This window comes from Micromonospora luteifusca (assembly GCF_016907275.1).
Classification (GTDB): Bacteria; Actinomycetota; Actinomycetes; order Mycobacteriales; family Micromonosporaceae; genus Micromonospora; species Micromonospora luteifusca.
On sequence record NZ_JAFBBP010000001.1, the window covers coordinates 5,799,056 to 5,821,126 of the forward strand.

General features: G+C 67.9%; 20 protein-coding genes and 1 pseudogene. 11 read left to right on the forward strand and 10 right to left on the reverse strand.

From position 1 onward, the window contains the following. Positions 1–22: 22 nt before the first annotated feature. The 4 genes from JOD64_RS26425 to JOD64_RS26440 all read left to right on the forward strand — a co-directional run bounded on the left by JOD64_RS26425 (position 23) and on the right by JOD64_RS26440 (position 6,298). On the forward strand, positions 23–370 hold the full coding sequence (locus tag JOD64_RS26425; protein WP_204944717.1) for an effector-associated constant component EACC1: 348 nt from the start codon (positions 23–25) through the stop codon (positions 368–370). Continuing rightward, the gene (locus JOD64_RS26430) at positions 354–2,489 is read left to right on the forward strand and encodes a caspase family protein (protein ID WP_204944718.1); all 2,136 of its coding nucleotides are present in this window, start codon (positions 354–356) and stop codon (positions 2,487–2,489) included. The genes JOD64_RS26425 and JOD64_RS26430 overlap by 17 nt, the downstream gene beginning before the upstream one ends. A gap of 119 nt (positions 2,490–2,608) precedes the next feature. Then, positions 2,609–2,914, forward strand: coding sequence for a hypothetical protein (locus JOD64_RS26435; protein ID WP_239559666.1), 306 nt, complete (start codon positions 2,609–2,611; stop codon positions 2,912–2,914). A 207-nt stretch (positions 2,915–3,121) separates the two neighbouring features. Further along, positions 3,122–6,298, forward strand: coding sequence for an AfsR/SARP family transcriptional regulator (locus tag JOD64_RS26440; protein WP_204944719.1), 3,177 nt, complete (start codon positions 3,122–3,124; stop codon positions 6,296–6,298). On the opposite strand, the gene JOD64_RS26445 is transcribed toward JOD64_RS26440, so the two are convergent. The 3 genes from JOD64_RS26445 to JOD64_RS26455 all read right to left on the reverse strand — a co-directional run bounded on the left by JOD64_RS26445 (position 6,282) and on the right by JOD64_RS26455 (position 9,057). Beyond that, positions 6,282–7,031 carry an ABC transporter permease gene (locus JOD64_RS26445; RefSeq protein WP_204944720.1) on the reverse strand — a complete coding sequence of 250 codons (750 nt, stop codon included), beginning with the start codon at positions 7,029–7,031 and terminating at the stop codon, positions 6,282–6,284. The two genes, JOD64_RS26440 and JOD64_RS26445, sit on opposite strands and share 17 nt — an antisense overlap. Beyond that, positions 7,028–7,969, reverse strand: a complete 942-nt coding sequence (locus tag JOD64_RS26450) for an ATP-binding cassette domain-containing protein (protein WP_204944721.1) — start codon at positions 7,967–7,969, stop codon at positions 7,028–7,030. The genes JOD64_RS26445 and JOD64_RS26450 overlap by 4 nt, the downstream gene beginning before the upstream one ends. A 158-nt stretch (positions 7,970–8,127) precedes the next feature. Beyond that, positions 8,128–9,057 carry a cation diffusion facilitator family transporter gene (locus JOD64_RS26455; protein WP_204944722.1) on the reverse strand — a complete coding sequence of 310 codons (930 nt, stop codon included), beginning with the start codon at positions 9,055–9,057 and terminating at the stop codon, positions 8,128–8,130. A gap of 305 nt (positions 9,058–9,362) precedes the next feature. Here JOD64_RS26455 and JOD64_RS26460 point away from each other — a divergent pair, with 305 nt between their 5' ends. Further along, positions 9,363–9,878, forward strand: a complete 516-nt coding sequence (locus JOD64_RS26460; RefSeq protein ID WP_204944723.1) for a hypothetical protein — start codon at positions 9,363–9,365, stop codon at positions 9,876–9,878. A gap of 196 nt (positions 9,879–10,074) precedes the next feature. Next, positions 10,075–10,275: pseudogene (locus tag JOD64_RS34000) on the forward strand (DinB family protein); the annotation flags it as partial. A gap of 42 nt (positions 10,276–10,317) precedes the next feature. On the opposite strand, the gene JOD64_RS33230 reads toward JOD64_RS34000, so the two are convergent. Next, entirely contained in the window at positions 10,318–10,605 is a 288-nt protein-coding gene (locus tag JOD64_RS33230) for a hypothetical protein (RefSeq protein ID WP_239559667.1), read from the reverse strand. Between the two features lie 474 nt (positions 10,606–11,079). Continuing rightward, a complete protein-coding gene (locus tag JOD64_RS26470) occupies positions 11,080–12,189 on the reverse strand; it encodes a hypothetical protein (protein ID WP_204944724.1) in 1,110 nt (369 codons plus the stop codon). Positions 12,190–12,646: 457 nt separating this feature from the next. Between JOD64_RS26470 and JOD64_RS33235 the strand changes: the two genes are divergently transcribed. Continuing rightward, a complete protein-coding gene (locus JOD64_RS33235; RefSeq protein ID WP_239559668.1) occupies positions 12,647–12,784 on the forward strand; it encodes a hypothetical protein in 138 nt (45 codons plus the stop codon). Positions 12,785–13,021: 237 nt separating this feature from the next. Here the strand turns inward: JOD64_RS33235 and JOD64_RS26480 are convergent, their stop codons facing one another. The 3 genes from JOD64_RS26480 to JOD64_RS26490 are packed head-to-tail and all read right to left on the reverse strand — an operon-like array spanning position 13,022 to position 14,562. Next, on the reverse strand, positions 13,022–13,525 hold the full coding sequence (locus JOD64_RS26480) for an SRPBCC family protein (protein ID WP_204944725.1): 504 nt from the start codon (positions 13,523–13,525) through the stop codon (positions 13,022–13,024). Next, positions 13,522–14,223, reverse strand: coding sequence for a DUF998 domain-containing protein (locus JOD64_RS26485; RefSeq protein ID WP_204944726.1), 702 nt, complete (start codon positions 14,221–14,223; stop codon positions 13,522–13,524). The genes JOD64_RS26480 and JOD64_RS26485 overlap by 4 nt, the downstream gene beginning before the upstream one ends. A gap of 3 nt (positions 14,224–14,226) precedes the next feature. Continuing rightward, on the reverse strand, positions 14,227–14,562 hold the full coding sequence (locus tag JOD64_RS26490; RefSeq protein ID WP_204944727.1) for an ArsR/SmtB family transcription factor: 336 nt from the start codon (positions 14,560–14,562) through the stop codon (positions 14,227–14,229). 1,231 nt (positions 14,563–15,793) lie between these two features. Here JOD64_RS26490 and JOD64_RS26495 point away from each other — a divergent pair. The 3 genes from JOD64_RS26495 to JOD64_RS26505 are packed head-to-tail and all read left to right on the forward strand — an operon-like array spanning position 15,794 to position 17,426. After that, positions 15,794–16,222 (forward strand): hypothetical protein, encoded by a 429-nt coding sequence (locus JOD64_RS26495; RefSeq protein ID WP_204944728.1) that lies wholly within the window; start codon positions 15,794–15,796, stop codon positions 16,220–16,222. Beyond that, entirely contained in the window at positions 16,216–16,449 is a 234-nt protein-coding gene (locus tag JOD64_RS26500) for a helix-turn-helix transcriptional regulator (RefSeq protein WP_204944729.1), read from the forward strand. The genes JOD64_RS26495 and JOD64_RS26500 overlap by 7 nt, the downstream gene beginning before the upstream one ends. Beyond that, a complete protein-coding gene (locus tag JOD64_RS26505; RefSeq protein ID WP_204944730.1) occupies positions 16,446–17,426 on the forward strand; it encodes an NAD(P)-dependent alcohol dehydrogenase in 981 nt (326 codons plus the stop codon). Before JOD64_RS26500 ends, JOD64_RS26505 begins: the two co-directional genes overlap by 4 nt. Positions 17,427–18,028: 602 nt before the next feature. On the opposite strand, the gene JOD64_RS26510 is transcribed toward JOD64_RS26505, so the two are convergent. Then, positions 18,029–19,078 (reverse strand): hypothetical protein, encoded by a 1,050-nt coding sequence (locus JOD64_RS26510; protein WP_204944731.1) that lies wholly within the window; start codon positions 19,076–19,078, stop codon positions 18,029–18,031. A gap of 247 nt (positions 19,079–19,325) precedes the next feature. Next, positions 19,326–19,919 carry a carboxymuconolactone decarboxylase family protein gene (locus JOD64_RS26515; protein ID WP_204944732.1) on the reverse strand — a complete coding sequence of 198 codons (594 nt, stop codon included), beginning with the start codon at positions 19,917–19,919 and terminating at the stop codon, positions 19,326–19,328. 490 nt (positions 19,920–20,409) lie between these two features. On the opposite strand from JOD64_RS26515, the gene JOD64_RS26520 reads away from it, so the two are divergent. Then, on the forward strand, positions 20,410–22,023 hold the full coding sequence (locus tag JOD64_RS26520) for an FAD-binding oxidoreductase (protein WP_204944733.1): 1,614 nt from the start codon (positions 20,410–20,412) through the stop codon (positions 22,021–22,023). Positions 22,024–22,071 lie beyond the last annotated feature (48 nt).

Consider the following 22,071-nt stretch of genomic DNA (forward strand, 5'->3'; position numbering starts at 1 on the left):
CGGAGTTCTCGGAGGTGTCCGGATGCAGATTCTGTTGACGACCGCCGCGCCGACTGACGGCGAGGAGTTGGGTTCGCTGTACCGGGTGCTACTCCAGGCGCCGACCGTTCGAGGGGGCGCCCAACTCCGTCTACGGGAGGCACCGCCACGCCCCGGGGAGATGGGCGGCGCGTTCGAGGCCATCCAACTGGTCGTGGAGAGCGCCTTCCAGGTCGCCAATCTCGTCATCGCCATCGCGGCATGGAGGAGCACCAGAAAGCCGCCCCCGACGATCACCATCAGGATCGATTCCCGTTCTGCCGAGATCACGTCCGACCAGCCCGAACAGATCGACCGTGTGATCGAGTCGCTGCGTGACCCGGAATTCTGACAACGGGATTCCGGATCCGGAGCGCTCGGCGGCGGTGCTCATCGGCGGGAACTCGTACCCGAATCTGCCTCCCCTGCCCAGCGCGCGGACCTCGGTCACCGAACTGAAGGATGTGCTGACCGACCCGGACATCTGGGGTCTGCCTCCGAGTCGATGCCTGGTGGTTCCCGACCCGGAGAGCGCAGCCGAGATCATCGACCCGGTCGCCGAGGCCGGTGCTCTCGCCTCCGACATGCTTTTCGTCTACTTTTCCGGGCACGGGCTGCTCGACAGCGATCACGAGCTGCATCTCGCGGTGAGCGGCACCGAGAGGGAGCGGCCGTTCACCGCACTGGCGTACCGGTACCTTCGCGCGACGATCCTCGCCGCTGCGGCACGTCGTACAGTCGTGGTGCTGGACTGCTGCTACAGCGGCAACGTGCTGGGCACCATGGGCGATCACGATGCCGTCTTCGCCGAGAGTGCCCGTGCCGACGAGATCAGAGGCGTCTGTGTCATTACCGCCAGCGCCGAGTTCCAGCAGGCGCTGGCGCCCGAGGACGACCGGTTCACCGCATTCAGCGGCGAGTTCATTCGAGTGCTGCGCCACGGCGATCCAGGGCCCCGCCCGGTCCTCGACCTCAATTCGGTCTACGGCCTGGTGCGTCGAGGGCTGACCGAGCGCGGCATCCGGGTGGTGCCCCAGATCCGCGACCGCAACGCGATAGGCCAACTGCCGTTCGTACCGAACCTGGGCTACACCGGCGGGCCGGTGACGATGCCACGCACCACCGGCGGCAAGCTCACGTCGAGCCCGTCCCGGGCGCGCCGGCCCGGCCGCAAGATCGCGGCGCGGCCGTTCGAATTCGAACAGGTCCGCTACATCGACCCGCACCTCCTGGTGCAGGCGATGGGGAGCAACTGGAACGCGGCGCTGCGTCTGGTGTGGGGCGCAGACGCCGCCGGATTCGACCGGTGGCTCCGCGACGACGTGCGTGATCTGGACCTGCCCGCCAACTTCATGCAGACTGGCACCCCCGACGAGCGGATCGCCCGGCTGCTGGCCCACTTCGCGGCGGACGTCAGGCCGGTGTTTCGTGGGCATTCCGCGGACGCGACAGGTTTGGCGAAACAGTGCCGGAGCGCGCTGGACGGTGATCGGGGCAGCGCCGAGCGGTTGCGGGAACTGACCAGCGGTCTCGTCACCTGGTTCGGTGAGCATGCCTGCCAGTCGGACCACCCGGCCTGCGCATCCGATACGGGCTGCCTGCGGTTGGCGCAGCTACCGGCGGCCACAGCGCGGGCCATCACCGCGGTCGCAGCCCGTCTCCTCACCCGGCAACCGTCGGCGCACACGCCGGACCACCAGACGTACTCCTTCGCCGGGACGGACCTGGGCCGGTGCCCGCCTTTGCTACGCGAATGCCTGACCGCCGCCGCGCTCACCGGCCGGCCCACCGGTAGTACGTACCACTTCGCGCGGGGCGCCGTCGTCAACTGGTACGAAGGCGACGCCTCACTTGAGAAGGTCACGGCTACTCCCGACGCGCGGATCGTCTACGACACGGCGGGGATGGCAATACGGCTACGCGCGCGAATTTTTCTCGGCGTGCTGCTCGACAAAGCCGACTTGTGGGAGGACGCACTGCGGGCGCTCCCGCACCAACGGCACAGCCCCTGGTGGCGGTCACTTGCCAGCGCGCCGCGCTCGGCCAAACCACTGCGCCGGCTGGTGCTGGACTCTTTCCTGCTGGAGAGCGCCGCTGTCGCCAAGGCCGAAGCCGAGGGACCTCCACCCGAACTGCGCGCCGGCACGCCACAGTGGCGGGAGGTCCAGCGTGAGCGGCGCGCGGAACAGGAACGCCGAACGCGGGAACGGTTGGAGCGGGCGGCCAGAGGAAATTCGTGGCTGTACGCGCCACCCGCGCCGCGCCCATCCTGGGGCTGGATCGTGGTGGTGGTCGTCATACTGATCTGTCTCGGCTCCTCCTGCGAGGAGAACGGCGGCTACCCCACCTCCGCCGGCACGACGGCACCCCAGTCCAGGCCGGTCCCTTACACAGTCCGCGACCTGGCGGAGTGGGCGCCGGATTCGTCGCCCGAGGCCGACCGTTCGTCGGTCACGGTGATCATGCGCTGACTATCTGTGCGGTTCCTGCTGCGCTTCGGATTGGTCCGGCAACTGTAGGCTCTCGCCGTCTCGAGGGGAGAGGCGTTCGTTGATGCAACTTCATCTCGTGTCGCAGCAGCGCTTTGCGGATGACGTCGGTGACGAGGCAGCGCGGAGACGCTTACAGCGAGCACCTGAGCGGCATCGGCAGGAGCATCGAGGACCTGATCACCACCGCGAGCAACGTCAGCGGCGCGCTGTCGCGGATCGCGGGTGACATCCGCAAGGCTGTCGCGAGCATTCCAATTCGGCTGATGGACGACTTCGGCGGCATTGAGTGGAGCCTGCCCAACGGCGGTGAACTCGACGATGCCCAGCCCGGCGAGAACGCGTCGGGCTTCTTGGCCGCGCTGCGTGCGGACTATCGGAGGGCATCTGAACACTCCCAGGGTTGATGCTGCCCCAACGGCGCTGCCCTTATGAAGGCTGAAGTCCGACGGCTGATTCCGGATCATCGGCAAGGTCGAACCCGATCCCACCCGTAGGCCCGGCATCCACGTCGGCGGCTGACTCTGGCGTACGGGACCAGCACGTGGCACTACCGCAGCGGCGACGACGCCCGTCGGTATCAGGGCACCGCCGCCCGTGGCAGGATCTGCCGAGTGAAGATCAAGATGCTCGGGCCGTTCGAGGTTTGCGCGGACGGTGGCGCTCTCGCGGACGTGCCGGGCGCGCGGCTGCGCGGGCTGTTGATCGCCCTCGCGCTGGAACCTGGTCGCGTGGTCGCCAAAGCGACGCTGGTCGACTGGATCTGGGGTGAGCACCCGCCCGCCGACGCGACGAATGCCCTGCACCGCTTGGTTTCCCGGCTGCGCAAGGTGCTGCCGGAGGGGTCGGTCGAGGGACAGACGGACGGCTACCGTTTGGCCGTGGTGCCGGACGCCGTCGACGCGGTGCGGTTCGAACGCCTTCTCACCGCTAGCCGGGTCCGGAACGACGACGATCCACAGCGGCTGCGGCTGCTGCGCGAGGCCCTCACGTTGTGGAGCGGTGCCGCAATGCAGGATGTCGATATGCCGAACAGCGCGGCGTTCGACGCGGCGGCCACCCGGCTTGAGAGGCTACGCCTGACGGCCATGGAGGATCGGTACGAGGCAGAGACGAGCCTCCGCCATGGCGCGGAGTTGGTCACGGAACTCACCGACCTGGTGGCCGCTCACCCGCTGCGGGAACGGCTTGTCGCGGCGCTGATGCGGGCCCTTGCCGCAACCGGTCGCGACACCGAGGCGCTGCTCGTGTACGAGCGCACGAGGCAAGCTCTGGCCGACACGCTCGGTGTCGACCCCGCACCGGAGCTGTCTGACCTGCACGTCGCACTGCTCCGGGGTGAGCTGGGGCGGCGGGAGGAGAAACGCACGACAAATTTGCGTGTCGAGCTGACGAGCTTCGTCGGCCGGGACGCCGACGTTGCCGCAGTCTGCGAGCTCATCGCCGACCATCGGCTCACCACCCTGATCGGGCCGGGCGGCTCGGGGAAGACCAGGTTGGCCACCGAGACCGCGCGTACGCTGCTCGGCGACCTGTCCGACGGCGTCTGGCTGGTGGAGCTCGCGGCCGTCGGCGCCGACGGTGACGTGGCGCAGGCCACGCTCGCCGGACTCGGCCTCAGGGATGCCCTGCTCGGCGAGACACCGGGCGCGGAGCCGACGGATCGGGTCATCGCCGCGGTCCGCGACCGGGCGATGCTGCTGGTACTGGACAACTGCGAGCACGTGATCGAGTCGGCGGCGACGTTCGCCCATCGGGTGCTTGGAGAGTGCCGGAGGTTGCGGATCCTCGCGACGAGCAGGGAACCACTCGGTATCACCGGTGAGTCGCTGTGGCCGGTTGCGCCACTGGTCCTGCCTGCGCAGGACGCGAACCCCGGCGAGATCGAGTCCGCGCCGGCCGTCCGGCTGCTGCGGGACCGAGCCAGCGCGGTGCGCAAGGATCTGGCGGCCGACGCGCACACTTTGGCGACGATGGCGCGCGTCTGCCGTGCGCTGGACGGCATGCCACTGGCGATCGAACTCGCCGCGGCCAGGCTGCGCACCATGTCCCTCGAACAGCTCGCCGACCGGCTTGACGACCGGTTCCGCCTGCTGACCGGCGGTAGCCGCACCGCACTGCCGCGGCATCGGACGCTGCGTGCCGTAATCGACTGGAGCTGGGAGCTGCTCACCGACGCCGAACGGGTGGTGCTGCACAGGCTTTCGGTGTTCTCCGGTGGTGCGAGCCTGGAGGCGGCCGAGCGGGTCTGTGTCGGCGACAGGGTCGAGACCGATCAGGTGTTCGATCTGCTGACCGCGCTGACCGAGAAATCACTGGTGCTCACCGAGGGGGAGAGGGCGCCGCGCTACCGCATGCTCGGCACGATCAAGGAGTACGCCCAGCAGCGTCTCGCGGAGGCGGGGGAGTCGGATCAGGCCCGTCGCGCGCACCTCGCGTACTTCACCGAACTCGTCGAAACCGCGGAGCCGCATCTCTACCGCGCTGAGCAACTGCAATGGCTTGCCACGCTCGAGGCCGAGCACGGCAACATTGGTGCCGCGATGCGTGGTGCGATCGCGGCCGGCGAGGCGGACGAGGCGATGCGGCTGGCTGCTGCCGCCGGGTGGTACTGGTGGCTCGGCGGGCACAAGGCCGAGGGCAACGAGCTGATCATGGCGGCCGCTGCCCTGCCCGGCGAGGTGGCCGACGAGAGCCGGGCCGTGGTGTACGCGCGTGCCGTCCACGCCGGTGTACACGCTGGTCGGTCCGTTCGTGACCTGGCGACCTGGGGGCCGGGTGATCAGCACCAGGCGAAGGAGTGGATCCGCAAGGCGTATGAGATTAGCCAGCGCGTTCCCAGGCATCACCGGGCGCTTAGGTTCGTCGCCGCGCTGGAACGCCTGTTGCACGCCCCGGACGCGGCCATGCCCGCGCTCGAGCAGCTGCTCACCGACGAGGATCCCTGGCTGCGCGCCCTTGCCCGGCTGCACCTCGGCAGATTGCGGATCGTGCTCGGCCACGACGGCCGGGACGCCGACGTGGACCTGGAGACGGCGCTTGCCGAGTTCCGCGCCCTCGGCGACCGGTGGGGTACATCGTTCGCCCTGACCGAGCTGGCGAACCGGATCGCGATGCGCGGCGAGTTCGCCGGTGCCTGCGAGTACTACGAACAGGCGATCGCGGTCGTGACCGAGGTCGGTGCCAACGAGGATGTCGTGTCGATGCGGTCGCGGCAGGCCCAGTTGTACTGGCTGTCGGGCGATGCGGAGTCGAGCGCGGCCGCTCTCGCAAAGGCGCAGCGGTACGCCGAACGGGTCTCCTGGCCGAACGCGCTGGCGGAGTTGGCCCTGGCAGAGGCGGATCTCGCCCGCTGGCGCGGCGACGCCGAGCAGGCACATCGGCGGCTCGGCGTCGCGACAGCGATGCTGGGGGATGACGCCGAGCGCGCGTACGTGCGTGCCGTGGCACATGACCTGCTCGGCTACCTTGCCGAGGATCTCGGCGAGGCTCGCGAACACCGCATCGCGTCGCTCCGTACGGCAACCGAGACGGGGCACGGACCCCTGATCGCCCAGGTGCTCGTCGGGGTCGCGGACCTGGCACTGCGCCACGAGCAGTACGAGCAGGCTGCGCGGCTGATCGGGGCGAGCGCCGCGGTGCGCGGACTGCGGGATCTTTCCCACCCGGATGTGGCCCGGATCGAGCAGACAGTGCGGCGCCGCCTCGGCGAAGCGATCTTCGCAGAGGCGGCGCTGGAGGGCACTCGAACGACCTGGAGTCAGCTGGTCACGCTCACGCTCGCTTCTTGAACGTCGAACGCGCCCACAGGTACCCGACGAGAGCGATGCCGACACACCAGGCGAGGGCGGGGACCACGTCACCGGTGGACGGTGCGCCGTTGAGGAACCCGCGCAGGGTCTCGATGATCGGCGTGAAGGGCTGGTACTCCGCAAACTCGCGCAGGCCGGGCCCCATTTTGTCCGCCGGCACGATGGCGCTGCTGAAGAACGGCAGCATGACCAGCGGTACGGAGGCCATACCTGCCGTTTCCGGAGACTTCGCCGACAGTCCCAGGGCGACGGTGAGCCAGGCGGCGGCGACACCGAGCAGCACGATGACGCCAATCGCGCCGAGCCAGTCGAGGAGACTCGCCGACGGGTTGAAGCCCAGCAGGAAGGCCACCCCGATGAGCGCCGCGATGGCGACCAGGTTGGTCAGCACACTGGCGATGACGTGGCCTGTCAACACCGCACCACGTGATACGTGCATGACCTTGAACCGGTTGATGATGCCCTTCGTCATGTCCGCGTTGACCGCCGTCGCGGTGGCCCCCAGCCCGTAACAGACGGCCAACAGCATCAGCCCCGGCGTCGCGTAGTCGATGTAGTCGACACCGACGTTGAAGGCGTCTCCGAACATGTACACGAACATCAGCATGATCACGATCGGCATCAGGATCGCGTTGAACACCGAGGTCGGGTTCCGGGCGATGTGCTTGAAGTTGCGACGCAACATGACGATCGGGTGGGATTTGGTGCTCATTTCGCGGCCATCTCCTTGGTGTGGCCCGTCAGGGCGAGGAAAACGTCATCGAGGTCCGGTGTCTGCACGGAGAACCCTTCGGCACTGATCGCGTACTCATCGAGCCTGTCCAGCAGAGCCCGCAGCGAGGTCGTTCCGCCGTCGCTGGGCACCCGCAGGGCCAGGGCCTCGTCGTCCCGGGTGCCGTCGATGAGGACCCGCGCGGCCGCGTCGAGTTCGGCGACGGTGGTGAACCGGAGCCGGACGTGAGTCCCGGGCATCTGACGCTTGAGCTCCTCGGGAGTGCCCTGAGCGACCAGTCGGCCCTGGTCCAGTACCGCAATCCGGTCGGCGAGCTGATCGGCTTCCTCGAGGTACTGGGTAGTGAGGAAGATGGTCACACCGTCGGCCACCAGATCACGGATGATCGACCACATCGTGCGACGGCTGCGCGGGTCCAGTCCCGTCGTCGGCTCGTCGAGGAAGATGATCCGCGGGTTGCCGACGAGCGTCATCGCCAGGTCCAGCTTCCGGCGCATGCCCCCGGAATACGTCGACGCCGGCTTCTGCGCCGACTCCACCAGGTCGAACCGCTCCAGCAGCTCCGTGACGACCCGCCTGCCGTCCTTGACCGACACCCGGCTCAGATCGACCATCAGTTGCAGGTTCTCCCGGCCGGTCAGCAGATCGTCCACCGCCGCGAACTGACCGGTGACCCCGATCGCCGCGCGTACCGCCTTGGCCTGGGTCGCGACATCGTGCCCAGCGACGCGTACGGTCCCGCCGTCAGCTTCCACCAACGTGGTCAGCACGTTCACCGTCGTCGTCTTACCCGCCCCGTTCGGACCGAGCAGGGAGAACACCGTGCCCGCCCGGACATCGAGGTTGATGCCGTCGAGCACGACCTTGTCCTTGTAGGCCTTTCGCAGCCCGGAGACCGCAATCGCTGAAGTTGTCATGCGGACAACGATCGGGATCGGGCCTGTCACCCCCCTGACACGGCCCTGTCATGACCACTGACACGGCACTCCACCACAGGCGGTTCCGAGTGACCTCCCTGGGGGCGTGCCGTTATCTGGGTCGCCTATCCCACAGGCAACGCCCTGACCAGGCACTTCTAGGAGCCGGCGCCGGTCGGGTTGAGGAAGACGAATCGGATCGCCGGGTTGCGCGCGGTGAGCCGTCGTCTGGCTTCGTCGGCCACGTCCTCAATGTCAGCGGCCCTGACGTGGTCGGCAAAGTCGATCTTCGCGACAACGAGAATGTCGTCGGGACCGAGCTGCAGGGTCAGTAGCTCCACGATGCCTCGCACGTATGGCAGGGCGGACAATTCCCGGCGAATCTCGTCCTGAACTGGCTCCCTTGCTGACCGGCCGACGAGCAGAGCGAGGTTGTTGCGGGCCAGAATGGTGGCCACCACGAGGAGCAGTACACCGATGGCGACCGATGCGATGCCATCCCAAACCGGGTCACCGGTCAGCTGGGCGAGCCCCAGGCCTGCACCGGCCATCCCCAGGCCGATCAGGGCGGCGCTGTCCTCCAGGAACACCGCCTTGATGGCGGTGTTGGGCGTGCGCCGCAGGACCCTGGCTGGACTGATGCCCCAGCGCTTGGCCCGGTGCCGTACCTGCCGCACCGTCCGCAGCAGGGATACCGACTCGAGGGCGAATGAGACGACCAGCACCGCGTACGAGACGAAGTAATTTCCAGTCTCTTTGGCCGATGCGATGACGTGCACGCCGTGGGTGATGGAGAAGCCGGCGCCGCTGACGAAGGTGAAGACCGCGGCGAGGAGGGCCCAGATGTAGCTCTCCCGACCGTAGCCGAAAGGGCGTCCGGGGTCGGCGCGGCGGCCGCCCCGACGCAGCGCCACGAACAGCAGTACCTCGGTCGTGGTGTCGGCGAACGAATGCGCGGCTTCCGCCAGGACGGCCGCCGAACCCGAGAGCAGACCCGCAACCACCTTGGCCGCAGCGACAGCGACGTTGACGAAACCAGCCACGATCACCGTGCGGACGCTCTGCGACTGCCCGTCCGATTCGGTCATGAAGCCAGGCTATGGGCCGGGTGTCGGTCGGGCGGACAAACCGACAGGCACACGCGGTGCCACGGGCCACCAGCCGCCGGCTGAGCTTCGCCAACGAGTTCACCCTTCGCAGCGTCCGGGCCGACCAGCCGCTTGGCGACACCACCGACCAGGTCGCTCTTGCCTTGCGTGACGACCGTCCCCGAGCCGATCCAGACACCCACGCTGTCCGCTGGCGCCCGAGGGCAAGGTTCCCGGAATCGCGTGCGCAACGACCTGTCAACGGCTAACCGGGCGGGCGTGGGTCTCCCGTGTTCGGAGTCGTCATGGTCAAAGATCGTCGCCGGAAGCAGAACGTGCGTGACCACACCGCACTGACCGGCAAGTACACCAAGTCGGCGGCGCAGTTCGCCCCGGCACCACAGCTCTACCTCCCCCGGCCGCCGGCCACCTTCCGGGGGCAACGGTGCGGTCTCTGCCGCGGCAGCGGCGTCGAGTTCGGCGCCCTGTACCCGGTGCGCACCGACACCGGCATCGAGATCCTTTGCGAGATGCTGTGCGTCGAGTGCGGTGGGTGCGGACTCGAGAATCACACCGGATGCCGGCCCAGCGAGCATGATGACCCGGAGGGCCGAGGGTGCGACCCGTCCGAGCTGGTGGCGGAGATCGCCGACCGCGTCGAGCCGGCCGGTCAGCCGCTGTGTTCGATCTGCTGGGGCCGGACGTGGAACCCGGTGCCGGCATATTCCCCCGGCTACGAACCGCAGACGTGCCTGCGGATGCCGTGCGGGTGCGCCGAATCGCTGCTCGTGCCGCTGACGGGATGGCAGCCGGAGTGGTGACGGTCGGCGCGTTCGGTGCTCCGGGCTCGGAGTGGTCTGCTGCTCGGCCTCGACGAGGTTGGCCTGCGCGGCGAGCTGGAAGGTGGCGAACGTCAGTCTAAGGCTGACAATCCGCTAAGCCGATCCGGCGGACCTGCTGCAGGCTGTCCGGCAACTGCGGGCCGGCTGGGCGGAGACGATCGAGCGACTGCGAGCGATGCCCAGGGGTTCGAAGCAGCAGCGCGTCGGTGGCGAATGGTCGGCGGTAGAGACCCAGCGCCATCTGGTGATCGGGCACGACTCGTGGTTCCGCCGCTGCTGTCTGGGATCGACCGAGCCGTTCACCGCGATCGGGCTGGCGTCCGAGTTCGTACCTGACCAGGAGGAGCAGGACCTGGACCGAGCGGCGGCCCCCAGTCTCGACGAGGTGCTGGCCGCGCGAGACGTGCAAGGCGCTGAGCTAGAGCGGGAGGCGGATCGCGACCCTCCAGCGTGCCCGGCGCGCCAGCGTGGTGTAAGCGTGGGTGAGCAGGGTCGTGATCAGCAACAGCCACAGCGCCACTGCCGCAGCGCCGATGAGGGCGGTGACGAGTTGAGCGCTCATGGGAGAGGCGATCATTTTCCGGATGTCGTCCGACGTTGGTAGCGACGGTTGCCAGGTGTCCGTCGCGGCGAGAACGGGCGGCGCTGCGGCGGTGGCTAGCACGCTTGTGGCAATCGCGAGGGTGCGGGTGCGTGTCGCTGTCACCTGCCCTCCGTTCATCGTCTGGTCGCCAACCGAAACTGGTGGCGGCGGGGTGGCATCACCCGGTGCCGCGACGCTACGACCGGCGACCCGCCGGGGGAGTGGCTCGTTGACTAACAGAACCTCACGCCGCCTGACACGACCTCACACCTGCAGGTCGGCGAGGCGGCGGTCCCGACGGTGAGAGGCGGACGGATCACCGCGCGATGACAGCGGCTAGAAGCGGATGCGTTGCGCAACGACGTCGTGGGTCTTGGTGGGGTTGCTCTTTGGCGCGCGTCATGGGTCGCCGCAACAGCCTGTCGTCGACGTGGCCGGTGTTCCACTTCCTGACCGAGCTGCGCAACCGGAAACCGGTACCGATACAAGCGCGGAGATCAAACGTCGTCGAACTGGCCATCCACCGCCGGCCCGGAATCGGCGTGCCTCCCCCGTGCTGGTGTGCTGCGTGCCGGTCTCGGCCGGAGGTTCGCCCACTCAGAGTCCGTGCTTCGCGGCTACCGCAGCGGACTGCGGTAGCCTCCGGGACCCCCCGTGCTTCAACAGGTCCCGGGCATGCTTGCGGAAGCCCCAGCGTGCCGCGATATCAGCAGCTTCCCAGTGCAGTCTGTCGGGCAGGGACCACGGCAGGCCACCGACCCACCGGTTGACGATGGCCGCCCGCGACGTGATGGACTCGCACAACGGCAAGGCTCTGCTCACGAGGACGCGTTCGATGTCGTTGACGACGGCAGGCGTCCAGTCGTAAGACGTGAACGGGATACGCTCGCCAGCGATGACTTCGCACCCATGCTGGAGTTCAATGGACTCGACCACGTCGGTCGTCGTGATCTCGACGACCTCGACGGTGAGCCTGACGCGGGAGTTGAGGATCGTGCCATCGTCGTTGTGGTAGCCGAGGCCGTTCCGTAGCCCCAATACCTGGACGAGGCGTTCATCCGCGACCCGGTAGAAGCCGGGGCCGTGCAGGGCGTTCGGGTCGATGTGGGACGCGTCATGTTCGAGGCTCATCCGCAGTCGACCGACGAACCCATGGTCGGCCAGGATGGGGGCCACACCGTCTGCCACCGCGCTCATCAGGGCCGGTTGCAACGACCGGAGTCGAGGCACCCGCCGGGGATTTCGGTTGATCGCAAGCAGTGCACGGATGGCGGCCGCGTGTACGTCCGGCAGCGAGAGCACGCTCCGCACAAAGACGACCTCGCGATCCGCATGCTCCACTGCGTCGATGCCAGGCTGGTCGGCCAAGGCATCCTCAAGTCCGTCGGCGGCAACGTCAGCGTATGACGACACCGTGTCGTCCAGACCGACGACCGTGTTGTACCCGTCCTCGTCGCCCAACTCCATCTCCCCGACGCCGACGATCCAGCGCAAGTCAGTTACATCGAGCGCTTCGTCGGCGAACCGGGGCACGGGCTGGGCATCGGCGAGCGCGTCTGCGACTGGATCGTCACTCGTCGGCGACAGGCGGAGCGGCTGAGGTCGCCGTCGTGTCAGCAGAACGTTGAGCAGCGCCCAGATGATGACACCAGCAACGAGGACTAGCCTCGGCACTAGGAGGAGCCTCCACGACAGCCGGGCGCGCACCCCCGCACGATGACGCAGCTGGTCACTCTGCGCAAGTCACATCTCGGCCAGGTCGTCCGAAACCTCCATAGCGCGGAGCATGACAACCTACCGCCGGCTGCGGGACAACTAACGGGTCCCCGATGAATGGGCGCCGGAGCGTTGGCGAGTACACGCTCATCGGCTACTTGTTTTATTGACCTGCGACCGTGGCCCGGCCAGGCTTCGGTCGAGGCGCCCGGGCTGTCGCTCTCATTTCGGCTGCCCACGCTGGTCGTGTGGCTCTCATCTGGCCTGCGCGGCCCGGGCGTCGCCCCAGGGCGGGGAGAGGCTCAAGAGGGGTTTGCTCGGCTCGAAGTAGCGTTGCCCTCCCGGCTCGACAACTGCTGATCGAGCATCGGAGGACGCGTTGAGTGACACGTCAGAACATGTGGTCATCGGGATGGACCCGCACAAGCGCTCCGCCACGATCGAGGTCATGACCAGCGACGAGAGCATCGTCGGCGGCGGCCGGTTCGACACCGGCCAGATCCTCGCACACTCAGCGGCTACTTGTGCGCACCCGATCATGCCAAGGCAACGGCGTCGCCCGCTGGCCGCGAACGCGGCCTCTTGACACAGAGGGGTGCCAGATGTGCGCACCTGATCTTGCAGGTTGGGCCTGACTCTCCCTCCGGTTCATGGCATGAGCACGGAAGGGTTCAGGTTGCCCGCATTGCCGAGGAGCCCGGCAGCTTGGCGGTCTGCGCTCGCACACCATCACCGTCGCGTTGGATGATCGAACATGCCGAGGGTCCCTAGTGGACGTGGCGTGACAATTCGTGCGGATGCCGGTGCGGCTCGCGCTGGATCGCTATGCCAGGGACCGGGCCAGCTCTTCGATGATGTCCATTTGTCCCTGCATGCCCTCTTCCATCCCGGAACTCATGATCATGTCGCGCAGTTCCTTGCTGGTGCACTGCACCAGGAGCGTGAGCAGCGTTCCATCGCCGTCGGGCTCCAGCGTGACCGTGTTCACCGGGGCCCCACTGTCGTCGCCGGGTGTGCTTCCGGGCGCCTCGTAGACCTCCGTGTAGACAATCTTGCGGTCCGGAACGATGTCGAGGTACTCGCCGTGGAAGGCGAGCTCCGGACCGGTGGTGGAGGCGATGACATACCGCCAATGGCCGCCGACCCTGAAGTCCATTTCCACGGAGGTCGTCGTGCCGTGGTGACCGCTCCACCACTGCTGAACCAGATCGGGGGTGCTCCACACCCGGAAGACGCGAGCTGGTGGGGCCTGGAAATGCCGCGCAATGCAAATCTGCTCGTCGGTGGGCAAAGTGACCGTCGCGGTACCGCTGCCGCTGGTGCTCATGCCGTCTTCTCCTGAATTGTGGCGAGTAGATTGCTTTCCTCGGCGAATGGGCCGGCGGAGCCCGGCTCGTTGGCGTGGCGTCGCGTGCTGGCGGCGATGGCCGCTGTGTAGGCGAGCTGAACAGCGGTGCCTGCCACGAGCCGTGGGCCGAGGGTATCCAGGTTCGGCCACAAGGAGATTGCCAACACAATGACTGGTACGAGCACTCCGGCGAATGCCCAGATCTTGGCCCGTCCAGCCCGCCATCTGTGCACGAGCACCGCGCAGAACGCCAGCCAGGCCACGGTGGACACGGCAAACCCGACCTCGTGCAGAACGCCGTGCCAGCTGATCCGGGGCGGCGCGCCGATCGGCGCGCCCGGTGGGTAGCCGGCGCCAGCGTCGGTGACAAAGACGCCAGCCACGATCAGGCCGAGTCCGCAGATCGCGAGCAGCCGCGGAGCCCACCGGCTTCCGTGGGACTGGCGCCAACTCCGGCGCAGCCCCACGGCGAAGACGATGTGCAGCAGGCCGCAGATCACGAAGTTGAGAATCTGGATCCATCCCAACTCGCCCAGGCTCAGCAGGCTCATCGGGTGATACCCGGGCCGGAAACCCTCCCGGGTGAACGCCTGCACCGCCCAGATCAGCAGGAACAGCGGCCCGAGGGCCATTCCGGCCAGCAACAGCCGGCGCGTCTCGACGGCTCGCTCGACCACGATTCAGCTCTCCTCGTCCTGCAGCTCGGCAAGCACCCGGTCCATCCGGTCGAAACGCTGGTTCCACAAGTGCTCGAACTGTGAAGTCCACTGGTGCACCGGTCGGAGCGCCGCCCCGTTGATCCGGTACAACCGCCGTCGACCCTCGTCCCGGGCGGTCACGATTCCCACGTCCTTCAGAACACGCAGATGCTTGGACACCTGCGGCTGACTCTGGCCTACCGCAGTGCCCAACTCACCCACGGCGAGCTCGCCGTGGGTGAGGCACTCGATGATGTCTCGCCGTCGAGGTTCGGCAATCGCATTGAACGCGTCCGTGGTCGTCGCTGCTCGCGCCATACCCAAATCGTATGCCCATATAGGCATGCGAGTCAACGCCCATCGAGTCATCCTCCGAACCCTCCAGACCACGACCTCGACCAGGCGCTCGGCACCCATGGCCACCCGCGCCCGGCGAGCCACCGCCTGATCCAGCAACAGCGAATCCACAACACTCAATTCGGCACGGGCGCGCACTGGGGGTGGGTCGATACCCGTGGCGGATGCCTACAGAAGGTGACGAGCTTTCCTGCCTCGCGGCGCGCCCGCTCGGCGGCAGATCCGTCCGTCAGCGCCAGGACGCCGATCGATATGGCGAGATCCGGCCATGGATAGCTTCGCTCAACCACTCGACGGCATGATCGCACTGGTTGTCGGAGGTGGGGGCGAAGGAGACGTGCAGAGACGGATATCGATCAGCTCCCTCCAGCAATGTTCCGTTCCGACGGCCGTCACTAACCGGCGAGGCGGTCGGATCCATAGGGCCTGCAGCTTGACCACTTCGGTCTTCTCTGGGAGGTCACGCCAGACCGCCGGACCGCATCACCGCAGGTCAAAGCCCCTCCCCTGTCCGGTGTCCGTGAGCACTTCGGACGCGGTGACCACTTCGCCAACCTGCACCCAATCTGCTCCCACTTGCAAGGCCAGGCCATCCAGCGGCTCCTTACCGCCATGACCTGCGCATACTTCCCTGCCAGGCAACATAGATTGCTGTCGACTGCTGCGCAAAACCGCTGAGCACTCCGTGTGAAACAGGACGCCGCACCGACTCTGACCTGCGGAAACGTGGAGCCGCAGGCAGGGGCGGGTGCAGTTGAGCGCCGTTCGATGCCGTTCGAAGCAGTTCAAGGCCGTTCAGGGCACCCCGCTGCTCCCAACCTGCTCCCTCAAACCGGGCTCGCACCGGACCGCCGACCGATCGTGAGCTGCCGGCCCAGCGCCTTGGCTGGCACCAGCGCTGGCTCCCGCAGCCGCATCGGTCAATCGGGAAGTACGCTCACGAACGCCGCGCCTTGTCAGCGGCTAGATGAGGGCGTCTTCAGGCGCATTCGCTGGGGCCGCCGGAGCACCGCTCTGCGGTGCGGAGGTCGCAAGCAGTGGCGGGCCCACGGCAGGGTGCAGCGGGTCGACTGCCGTGCGTTGCGGGCGGCCAGGGCGGTCACTCCCAAACTCGATGTAAAGAATTCTGGACACCACGTCAAACATCCGTTACGTTCATGGTGTCGAAAATGTTGTACACCGAGGAGCAGGCATGGCGCACAGAGAGAAGCGCGCGTGGATCATGTTGGTCGTCGCCGTGGTGGCGTACGCCGTCTACGTGGTCACTGTGGTGGGCCGCGCGGGTGGGCGGCCGTTGACGGAGGTTCCTTACGCGGCGGCGTTGCTGTGGACCGTCGGTGCGTCGATCGTTGCCAACATCGTGGCCGAGACCGCGATCGGTGTCGTGAGCCCCAAAGCGTCGCGCGCCGCGGACGTGCGTGACCGACAGATTGGCCAACTCGGCGACTACGTCGGTCAGTCGTTCCTGGTCATCGGGGCGGTCACGGCGATGCTCATGGCGATTGCTGGGTGGGACCGGTTCTGGATCGCCAACGTGATCTACCTGGGCTTCACGCTGTCGGCGGTCCTGGGCTCGGTCGCGAAGATTGCCATGTACCGCGGGAGGCTCCCGCAATGGTGAAGCCGACCCGCGTGACGAACTGCATCCGCGCACTGCGCTTCGCGCACGGCGAGATGACCCAGGCCGAACTGGCCGAACGCGTCGGCGTGACCCGGCAGACCGTCATCGCCATCGAGCAGGGCCGGTACTCGCCCTCCCTCGAAGTGGCCTTCCTCATCGCCAACGTCTTCGGCGTACGGCTCGACGAGGTATTCCAGTACCCCAACTCTGGCGAGGAGACATCATGAAGGCGATCGTTCAGGACGTGTACGGCCCGGCGGACGTGCTGGCACTGCGTGACATCGACCGGCCCTCGATCGGTGACGACGAGGTGCTCGTACGGGTGCGTGCCGCAGGCGTGGACCCGGGCGTCTGGCACCTCATGACCGGCCGGCCGTACCTGGTGCGAGCCTTCGGGTTCGGACTGCGCAGGCCCAAGGTGCCGGTACGCGGCCGGGACCTGGCCGGGGTTGTGGAGGCCGTCGGTGCGCGGGTTACCCGGCTGCGACCGGGGGATGAGGTGTACGGGACCTGCGAGAGCGGCTCCTTCGCCGAGTACGCGACCGCCCGGCAGGATCGGCTGGCGATCAAGCCGGCGAACCTCTCCTTCGAGCAGGCCGCGGTCACGCCCATCTCCGGGATGACCGCGCTGCAGGGCCTGCGCGACTGCGCGGGCCTGCGGCCAGGGCAACGAGTCATGGTCATCGGCGCGGCGGGCGGCGTGGGCAGCTTTGCCGTGCAGATCGCCAAGGCATTCGGCGCTACGGTCACCGGCGTGTGCAGCACCGCGAAGGTCGACCTCGTCGGTTCCCTCGGCGCCGCCGACGTCATCGACTACACCCACAGCCAGATCGACGGCAACGGGGCACGGTACGACGTCATCATCGACACGGCGGGCAACCGTCCGGTATCCCTGCTGCGGCGCGCCCTGACGCCACGCGGAACCCTGGTCCTGGTCGGCGGCGAGCATGGTGGCGGCCGGCTACTCGGCGGCTTCGACCGACAGATGCTGCGCGCACCGCTCATGTCCATCTTCGTCAGCCAGCGCCTGCGCAGCCTGATGGCCAAGGAACACGCCGCCGACCTTGAGGAACTACGACGGCTCATCGACTCCGGCGCCGTCACCCCCGTCATCGACCGCGCCTACCCCCTCGCCGACGCCGCCGACGCGATCCGCCACCTCGCTCAAGGCCACGCCGCCGGAAAGACCGTCGTCACCGTATAGGTACTCGACCCCGTACCTCAGCACCCGGTCGACAACCCGCCCGCAGCGACGCGATATCCGCGGGGACACTGCGACACCCGACCACATAGTCATCCAACGACACCCGCACCACCGACGTCCCAACGTCCGCTCATCGGCAAATCCGTGCCTTGAGGGCGACGTGGCCGTGTTTGCGGTGGCCGATCAGGTCGCAGGCTGTTCAACTTACCGCTTGTCGGCGTACTCGTTGATGTGGCTGGCTGAATGGAACGGTGATCCGGAACTGTCGAGCGTTGCGGGTGAGCTCGGTGGAGCGGCGGCGGTTCCGTCATTCGAGACACCTATCCCACGGGCGGCGCCCTGACCAGGCACTTCAAGCTGGTGAACTCTTCGGCGGACCCGAAGGTCTCAACAGCGGTAGCTTGCGCTTCGCGGGCGGGCCGGCCCCCGCTTGTAGCCGATGTCAGTGCGTCTGACCTTCGCGTGCAAGACGCGGCCAAGATCAACGCCAGGACCGGCGGCCCGTCATCCGGAGCGAACTACCACAAGGCCATCAAGAGGACGACCGGCGGCAGGCCGGCAGGAAACCGTGAACGTGCTCCCCGCCGGCCTTCCTCCGGAAGCTACTCGTCGTTCACGGTGAACGCTCGAAGCCCAAGGCTTGGTGCCAGCGCTTTGGCAAGCCAGGTAACACGGTGATCGCCAGCGGCCAGCCCAGCGCGAGCGACTGTGCACCAGTCGTCGCGATCGAGCAGGGAAAGATAGCCGCTCAGAACGCGCTCTCGTCCGCCCTCGGGCCAAGCTATTCGTTCCGCCGCTGGGTGATGTAAATGCTCAGCCAGTTGCGCGGCGATGACGAAACGCTCCACCGACGGCTCTAGGCGGCCGGCGTTTTCGCAGTGGGCCTCGAGGACGGTGGAGGCGGGCGGGTAGTGCTCGAGCGTGATGCCCGTGCCGCCGCTGTCAGCCATGATGGTCAGCAGTAGGCCGGTGTGATCGACCAACTCGCTGTCCGGATTCGCCGCGGTGATCGCCTCTTGCAGGTGCGCCGCAGTGCCGACCTTTCCGGCGAAGTAGCGGTTGAGGTAGTCGCCATCACAGGCGCGTCGCAGCATCCACGGCCGCGCTGCGGTGCTGCCGATCGTGCACAGGGACTCCACGACATAGACCCGTCCCCAGCCTGTGACCCGCTCGGCTAGCCACAGCAATGCGTCCGAGCCGCCGCACCACGACCGCCGTTCGAGCGCACGGGCGGCCAGTGGGCCGAAGCGGTCCGACAGCAACCCGATCGTTTTGATCAGCTCGATGTCGTCCTCATCCCATACGGTGGTCAGCAACGCCAGACCAACAGTTGCAGCGCACCGATCGGTCGCGTGCTGGACAAGCCAGCGACCGGTCGCTCGGACACGTTCGGCGTCCACCCTGCAGGCCGCAGCCGTGATGTGTTCATTGGGATGGATCGGAACATAGAGGTCATGGAACGCCCCGGCAAGATCGCCTGGAACGGCGGACCGATCGGCGAAATGCGTGTCCAAAACGGCGGCGACATCAGCACCGTTGCGGCGCCGATCCTCCGGCTCTCGAGGACGGGACTTCCGACCTCGGTGCTGTCCCTCATCCGGGTACGGCTTACCGTCACGGAGAAGAGGCGCGTCGGGATCCTCGCGATGCATCCGCAACGCATGATCAAATATCGACAAGTGGGGTCCGAGCAGTCCAGGCTCGGGTGTCACGCTCACCGGCGGACGGAGGACTCGATTCTTTCGATCATGCCCGGATCATGCCAGGCGCTTCACCCGACCAGCAACCCCGCGCCGGATTGGTTGACCTCCCGGCCACGTGCTGGACGCTCCTGCAGAGCGACTGGCCCGGCCGCGGTGCTGTACGTGTCGAAACCGGAAACAGGAGTCGATGCGGGGATCACGCTTGTGTGTGCTCAGACAGTCGGTGATCCGGTTGGCTCGGGTCGCCCGTCGGGCGGTAGCCGAACTTGACGATCCGGCGTGCGGAGTCGGTGTAGGCCTCCTGCCCGTCGGGCGCGAAGGCGCCGAGGCCATCGACGTAACGGTTGTACATGCAGAACGCGGCGGCGATCAGGACGCTGTCGTGAATCTCCAGGTCGGTGGCGCCTTCCGCGCGAGCGTTCGCGACCATCTCGGCGGTGACGCTGCGGCCGTCGACCTGTACCGCGCCCGCGATGCGCAGCAGCGCGCGCAGCTTGGCCGGGATTGGGGCGGTATCGAGGTCGGCGCGCACCTGGTCGACGAGGGTCATACCCTGCTCGAGCTGCACCGCGGCGGAGGCCGAATGCGACGCGCAGCAGAAGGTGCACTCGTTGAGCCCGGAGACGTATGCGGCGATCAGTTCGCGCTCGCCGGCCGGGAGCGAATGCGGGGTGCGCAGCAGTACCTCGGCCAGCTCGCTGAGCGGCTTGGACGTTTCCGGGCGGTACCGCATGAGGCCGGTGATGCCGGGGAACCGGGTCTCGTCGACGCCGAGATCGATGTGTGCCATGGTCTTCTCGCCTTTCAGGCATGGGCCGCGGCCCAGTCGGACGTTGCCTCTGCCGATCACGCTGGCCAGCACGGGGGCGCGTGACCGATGCTGCGCAGCGTCGCCCGAGCCCCGTTAACACCGGTCCGGGACACCGTCGTCACGCCGATCACGCTCTCGCCAGGTCCACCGGACGGATCTTTCCTTCGTGCTCTCCGTAGCTCGTGACGGGTCGATCCGGGCCGTCGATCGATGATCGTAGTGGTCAGGTTGGCCGCCGTCGACCGGGCGCTGATCAGCGCAGTGCGGTCGCTGGTCAGGGCCCGTGGGCCCTGCGCCGGGCTGGAACTGGTGGTCACCCCGGACACCGACGAGCCGGGCCGCACGACTGGACCCACGCGGCGACCCGGCGCTCCGGGTCGCGCGCGCCCCTGCCACATCGACGGGAGTTCAGCTGTCGAGTACGTTACCGGCGAGTCGATCCGGCGATCGTGGACGGCGGGGAGGCCGCGTGGCCGAAAAGCACCGTTCGTGGTGGGGCTGGGGGGACGTCGAGGACGCGGTGACTGGCGCGGAGGCCATGGCGTTAGTCAACCGGGTGCGTACCCTGCTGCCCGATGCTGACCTGACCGAGCACGTCGCGCCGTCGGTAGCCGAGCTCGGCCTGCGCCTGCCGCGGGTCGATCCGCCGGCGTCACTCGTGCGGTTGTGCTCGACGGACCCGGCCGACCGGGCGGCGCACACACACGGTAAGGCGTTCCGGGACGTCGTTCGCAACCTGCACGGGGACGTTCACGATCCGCCGGACCTGGTGATCCGGCCGGCGACCGAGCAGGATGTCGTTGACGTGCTGGACTGGTGCGCGGGCCGGGGCGTCGCAGTGATTCCCTACGGCGGTGGCTCGTCGGTGGTTGGCGGCGTGGAGCCCCGGTTGGACGGCCGGTATCCCGCGGTGGTCAGTCTCGACTTGGGGTGCCTCGACCGGGTGCTGGAGGTGGACGGGACCAGCCGGGCGGCCCGCATCCAGGCCGGCGTGTTCGGCCCGGCGCTGGAGGGCCAGCTCCAGCGGCACGACCTCGCGCTGCGGCACTTCCCGCAGTCGTTCGAGTTCTCCACCCTGGGTGGCTGGTTGGCCACTCGCGCCGGCGGTCACTACGCCACAGTGCTGACTCACATCGACGACCTGGTGGAGTCGTTGCGGGTGATCACCCCGGCGGGCATCAGCCAGTCGCGGCGGCTGCCCGGCTCCGGCGCCGGACCCGCGCCGGACCGGCTGTTCCTCGGCTCGGAAGGCACGCTCGGCGTCATCAGCGAGGCGTGGATGCGGCTGCAGCAGCGGCCGCGCTGGCGGGCGGACGCCGCGGTGCACTTCACCGACTACGACACTGCGGTCGCCGCCACCCGGGCCATCGCCCAGGCCGGGCTGTACCCGAGCAACTGCCGGCTGCTCGACCCGGCGGAGGCGCTGCTCAACGCCGGCGCCGCCACCACTGGCGGCGTTCTCGTCCTGGGGTTCGAGTCCGCCGACCATCCGGTCACACCATGGCTGGACCGCGCCGTCGAGCTGTGCCGCGACCACGGGGGAGCCCTGCCGGAGCCACCCAGAGGCGACGACTCGTCTGGTCCACGGCAACGGACCGCCGCCGCCGAGGCCTGGCGGTCGGCGTTCCTACGGATGCCGTACCAACGCGACGCGCTCGCCGCCCGGTCGATGATCGTGGAGACGTTCGAGACCGCGTGCACCTGGGACCGCTTCTCCGCCCTGCGGGCGGCCGTGCTCGCCGCGGCCGGCGACGCGCTCCGAACGGTCGGCGCGACAGGCGTGGTCACCTGCCGCTTCACCCACGTCTACCCGGACGGCCCCGCACCCTACTTCGGCGTATACGCCACCGGCCGCTGGGGCGCCACGGTGGACCAGTGGGACCAGATCAAGCACGCCGTGTCCGACGCGCTGCTCGCCGCAGGCGGCACCATCACCCACCATCACGCCGTCGGCCGCGACCACCGGCCGTGGTACGACCGGCAGCGTCCCGACCCCGTCGCGCTCGCGCTGCGCGCCGCCAAGAGCGCGCTCGATCCGTCTTGGATCCTCAACCCTGGCGTCCTCGTCGATCCGGCCAGCTGATGGGGTACCGAGCATTCGTAGCGCGGGCCGGCTTGTGCGACCATCGCC

Excerpts from the sequence above, each read along its gene's own strand:
- JOD64_RS26505 (WP_204944730.1), top strand. The coding sequence starts at position 16,446 with ATGAAGGCGATCGTTCAGGACGTGTACGGCCCGGCGGACGTGCTGGCA.
- JOD64_RS26495 (WP_204944728.1), top strand. The coding sequence starts at position 15,794 with ATGGCGCACAGAGAGAAGCGCGCGTGGATCATGTTGGTCGTCGCCGTG.
- JOD64_RS26460 (WP_204944723.1), top strand. The coding sequence starts at position 9,363 with ATGGTCAAAGATCGTCGCCGGAAGCAGAACGTGCGTGACCACACCGCA.
- JOD64_RS26450 (WP_204944721.1), bottom strand. The coding sequence starts at position 7,969 with ATGACAACTTCAGCGATTGCGGTCTCCGGGCTGCGAAAGGCCTACAAG.
- JOD64_RS26445 (WP_204944720.1), bottom strand. The coding sequence starts at position 7,031 with ATGAGCACCAAATCCCACCCGATCGTCATGTTGCGTCGCAACTTCAAG.
- JOD64_RS26510 (WP_204944731.1), bottom strand. The coding sequence starts at position 19,078 with ATGCATCGCGAGGATCCCGACGCGCCTCTTCTCCGTGACGGTAAGCCG.
- JOD64_RS26480 (WP_204944725.1), bottom strand. The coding sequence starts at position 13,525 with ATGAGCACCAGCGGCAGCGGTACCGCGACGGTCACTTTGCCCACCGAC.
- JOD64_RS26455 (WP_204944722.1), bottom strand. The coding sequence starts at position 9,057 with ATGACCGAATCGGACGGGCAGTCGCAGAGCGTCCGCACGGTGATCGTG.
- JOD64_RS33235 (WP_239559668.1), top strand. The coding sequence starts at position 12,647 with ATGACCAGCGACGAGAGCATCGTCGGCGGCGGCCGGTTCGACACCGGC.
- JOD64_RS26490 (WP_204944727.1), bottom strand. The coding sequence starts at position 14,562 with ATGGCGCGAGCAGCGACGACCACGGACGCGTTCAATGCGATTGCCGAA.
- JOD64_RS26435 (WP_239559666.1), top strand. The coding sequence starts at position 2,609 with ATGACGTCGGTGACGAGGCAGCGCGGAGACGCTTACAGCGAGCACCTG.
- JOD64_RS26425 (WP_204944717.1), top strand. The coding sequence starts at position 23 with ATGCAGATTCTGTTGACGACCGCCGCGCCGACTGACGGCGAGGAGTTG.
- JOD64_RS26515 (WP_204944732.1), bottom strand. The coding sequence starts at position 19,919 with ATGGCACACATCGATCTCGGCGTCGACGAGACCCGGTTCCCCGGCATC.
- JOD64_RS26500 (WP_204944729.1), top strand. The coding sequence starts at position 16,216 with ATGGTGAAGCCGACCCGCGTGACGAACTGCATCCGCGCACTGCGCTTC.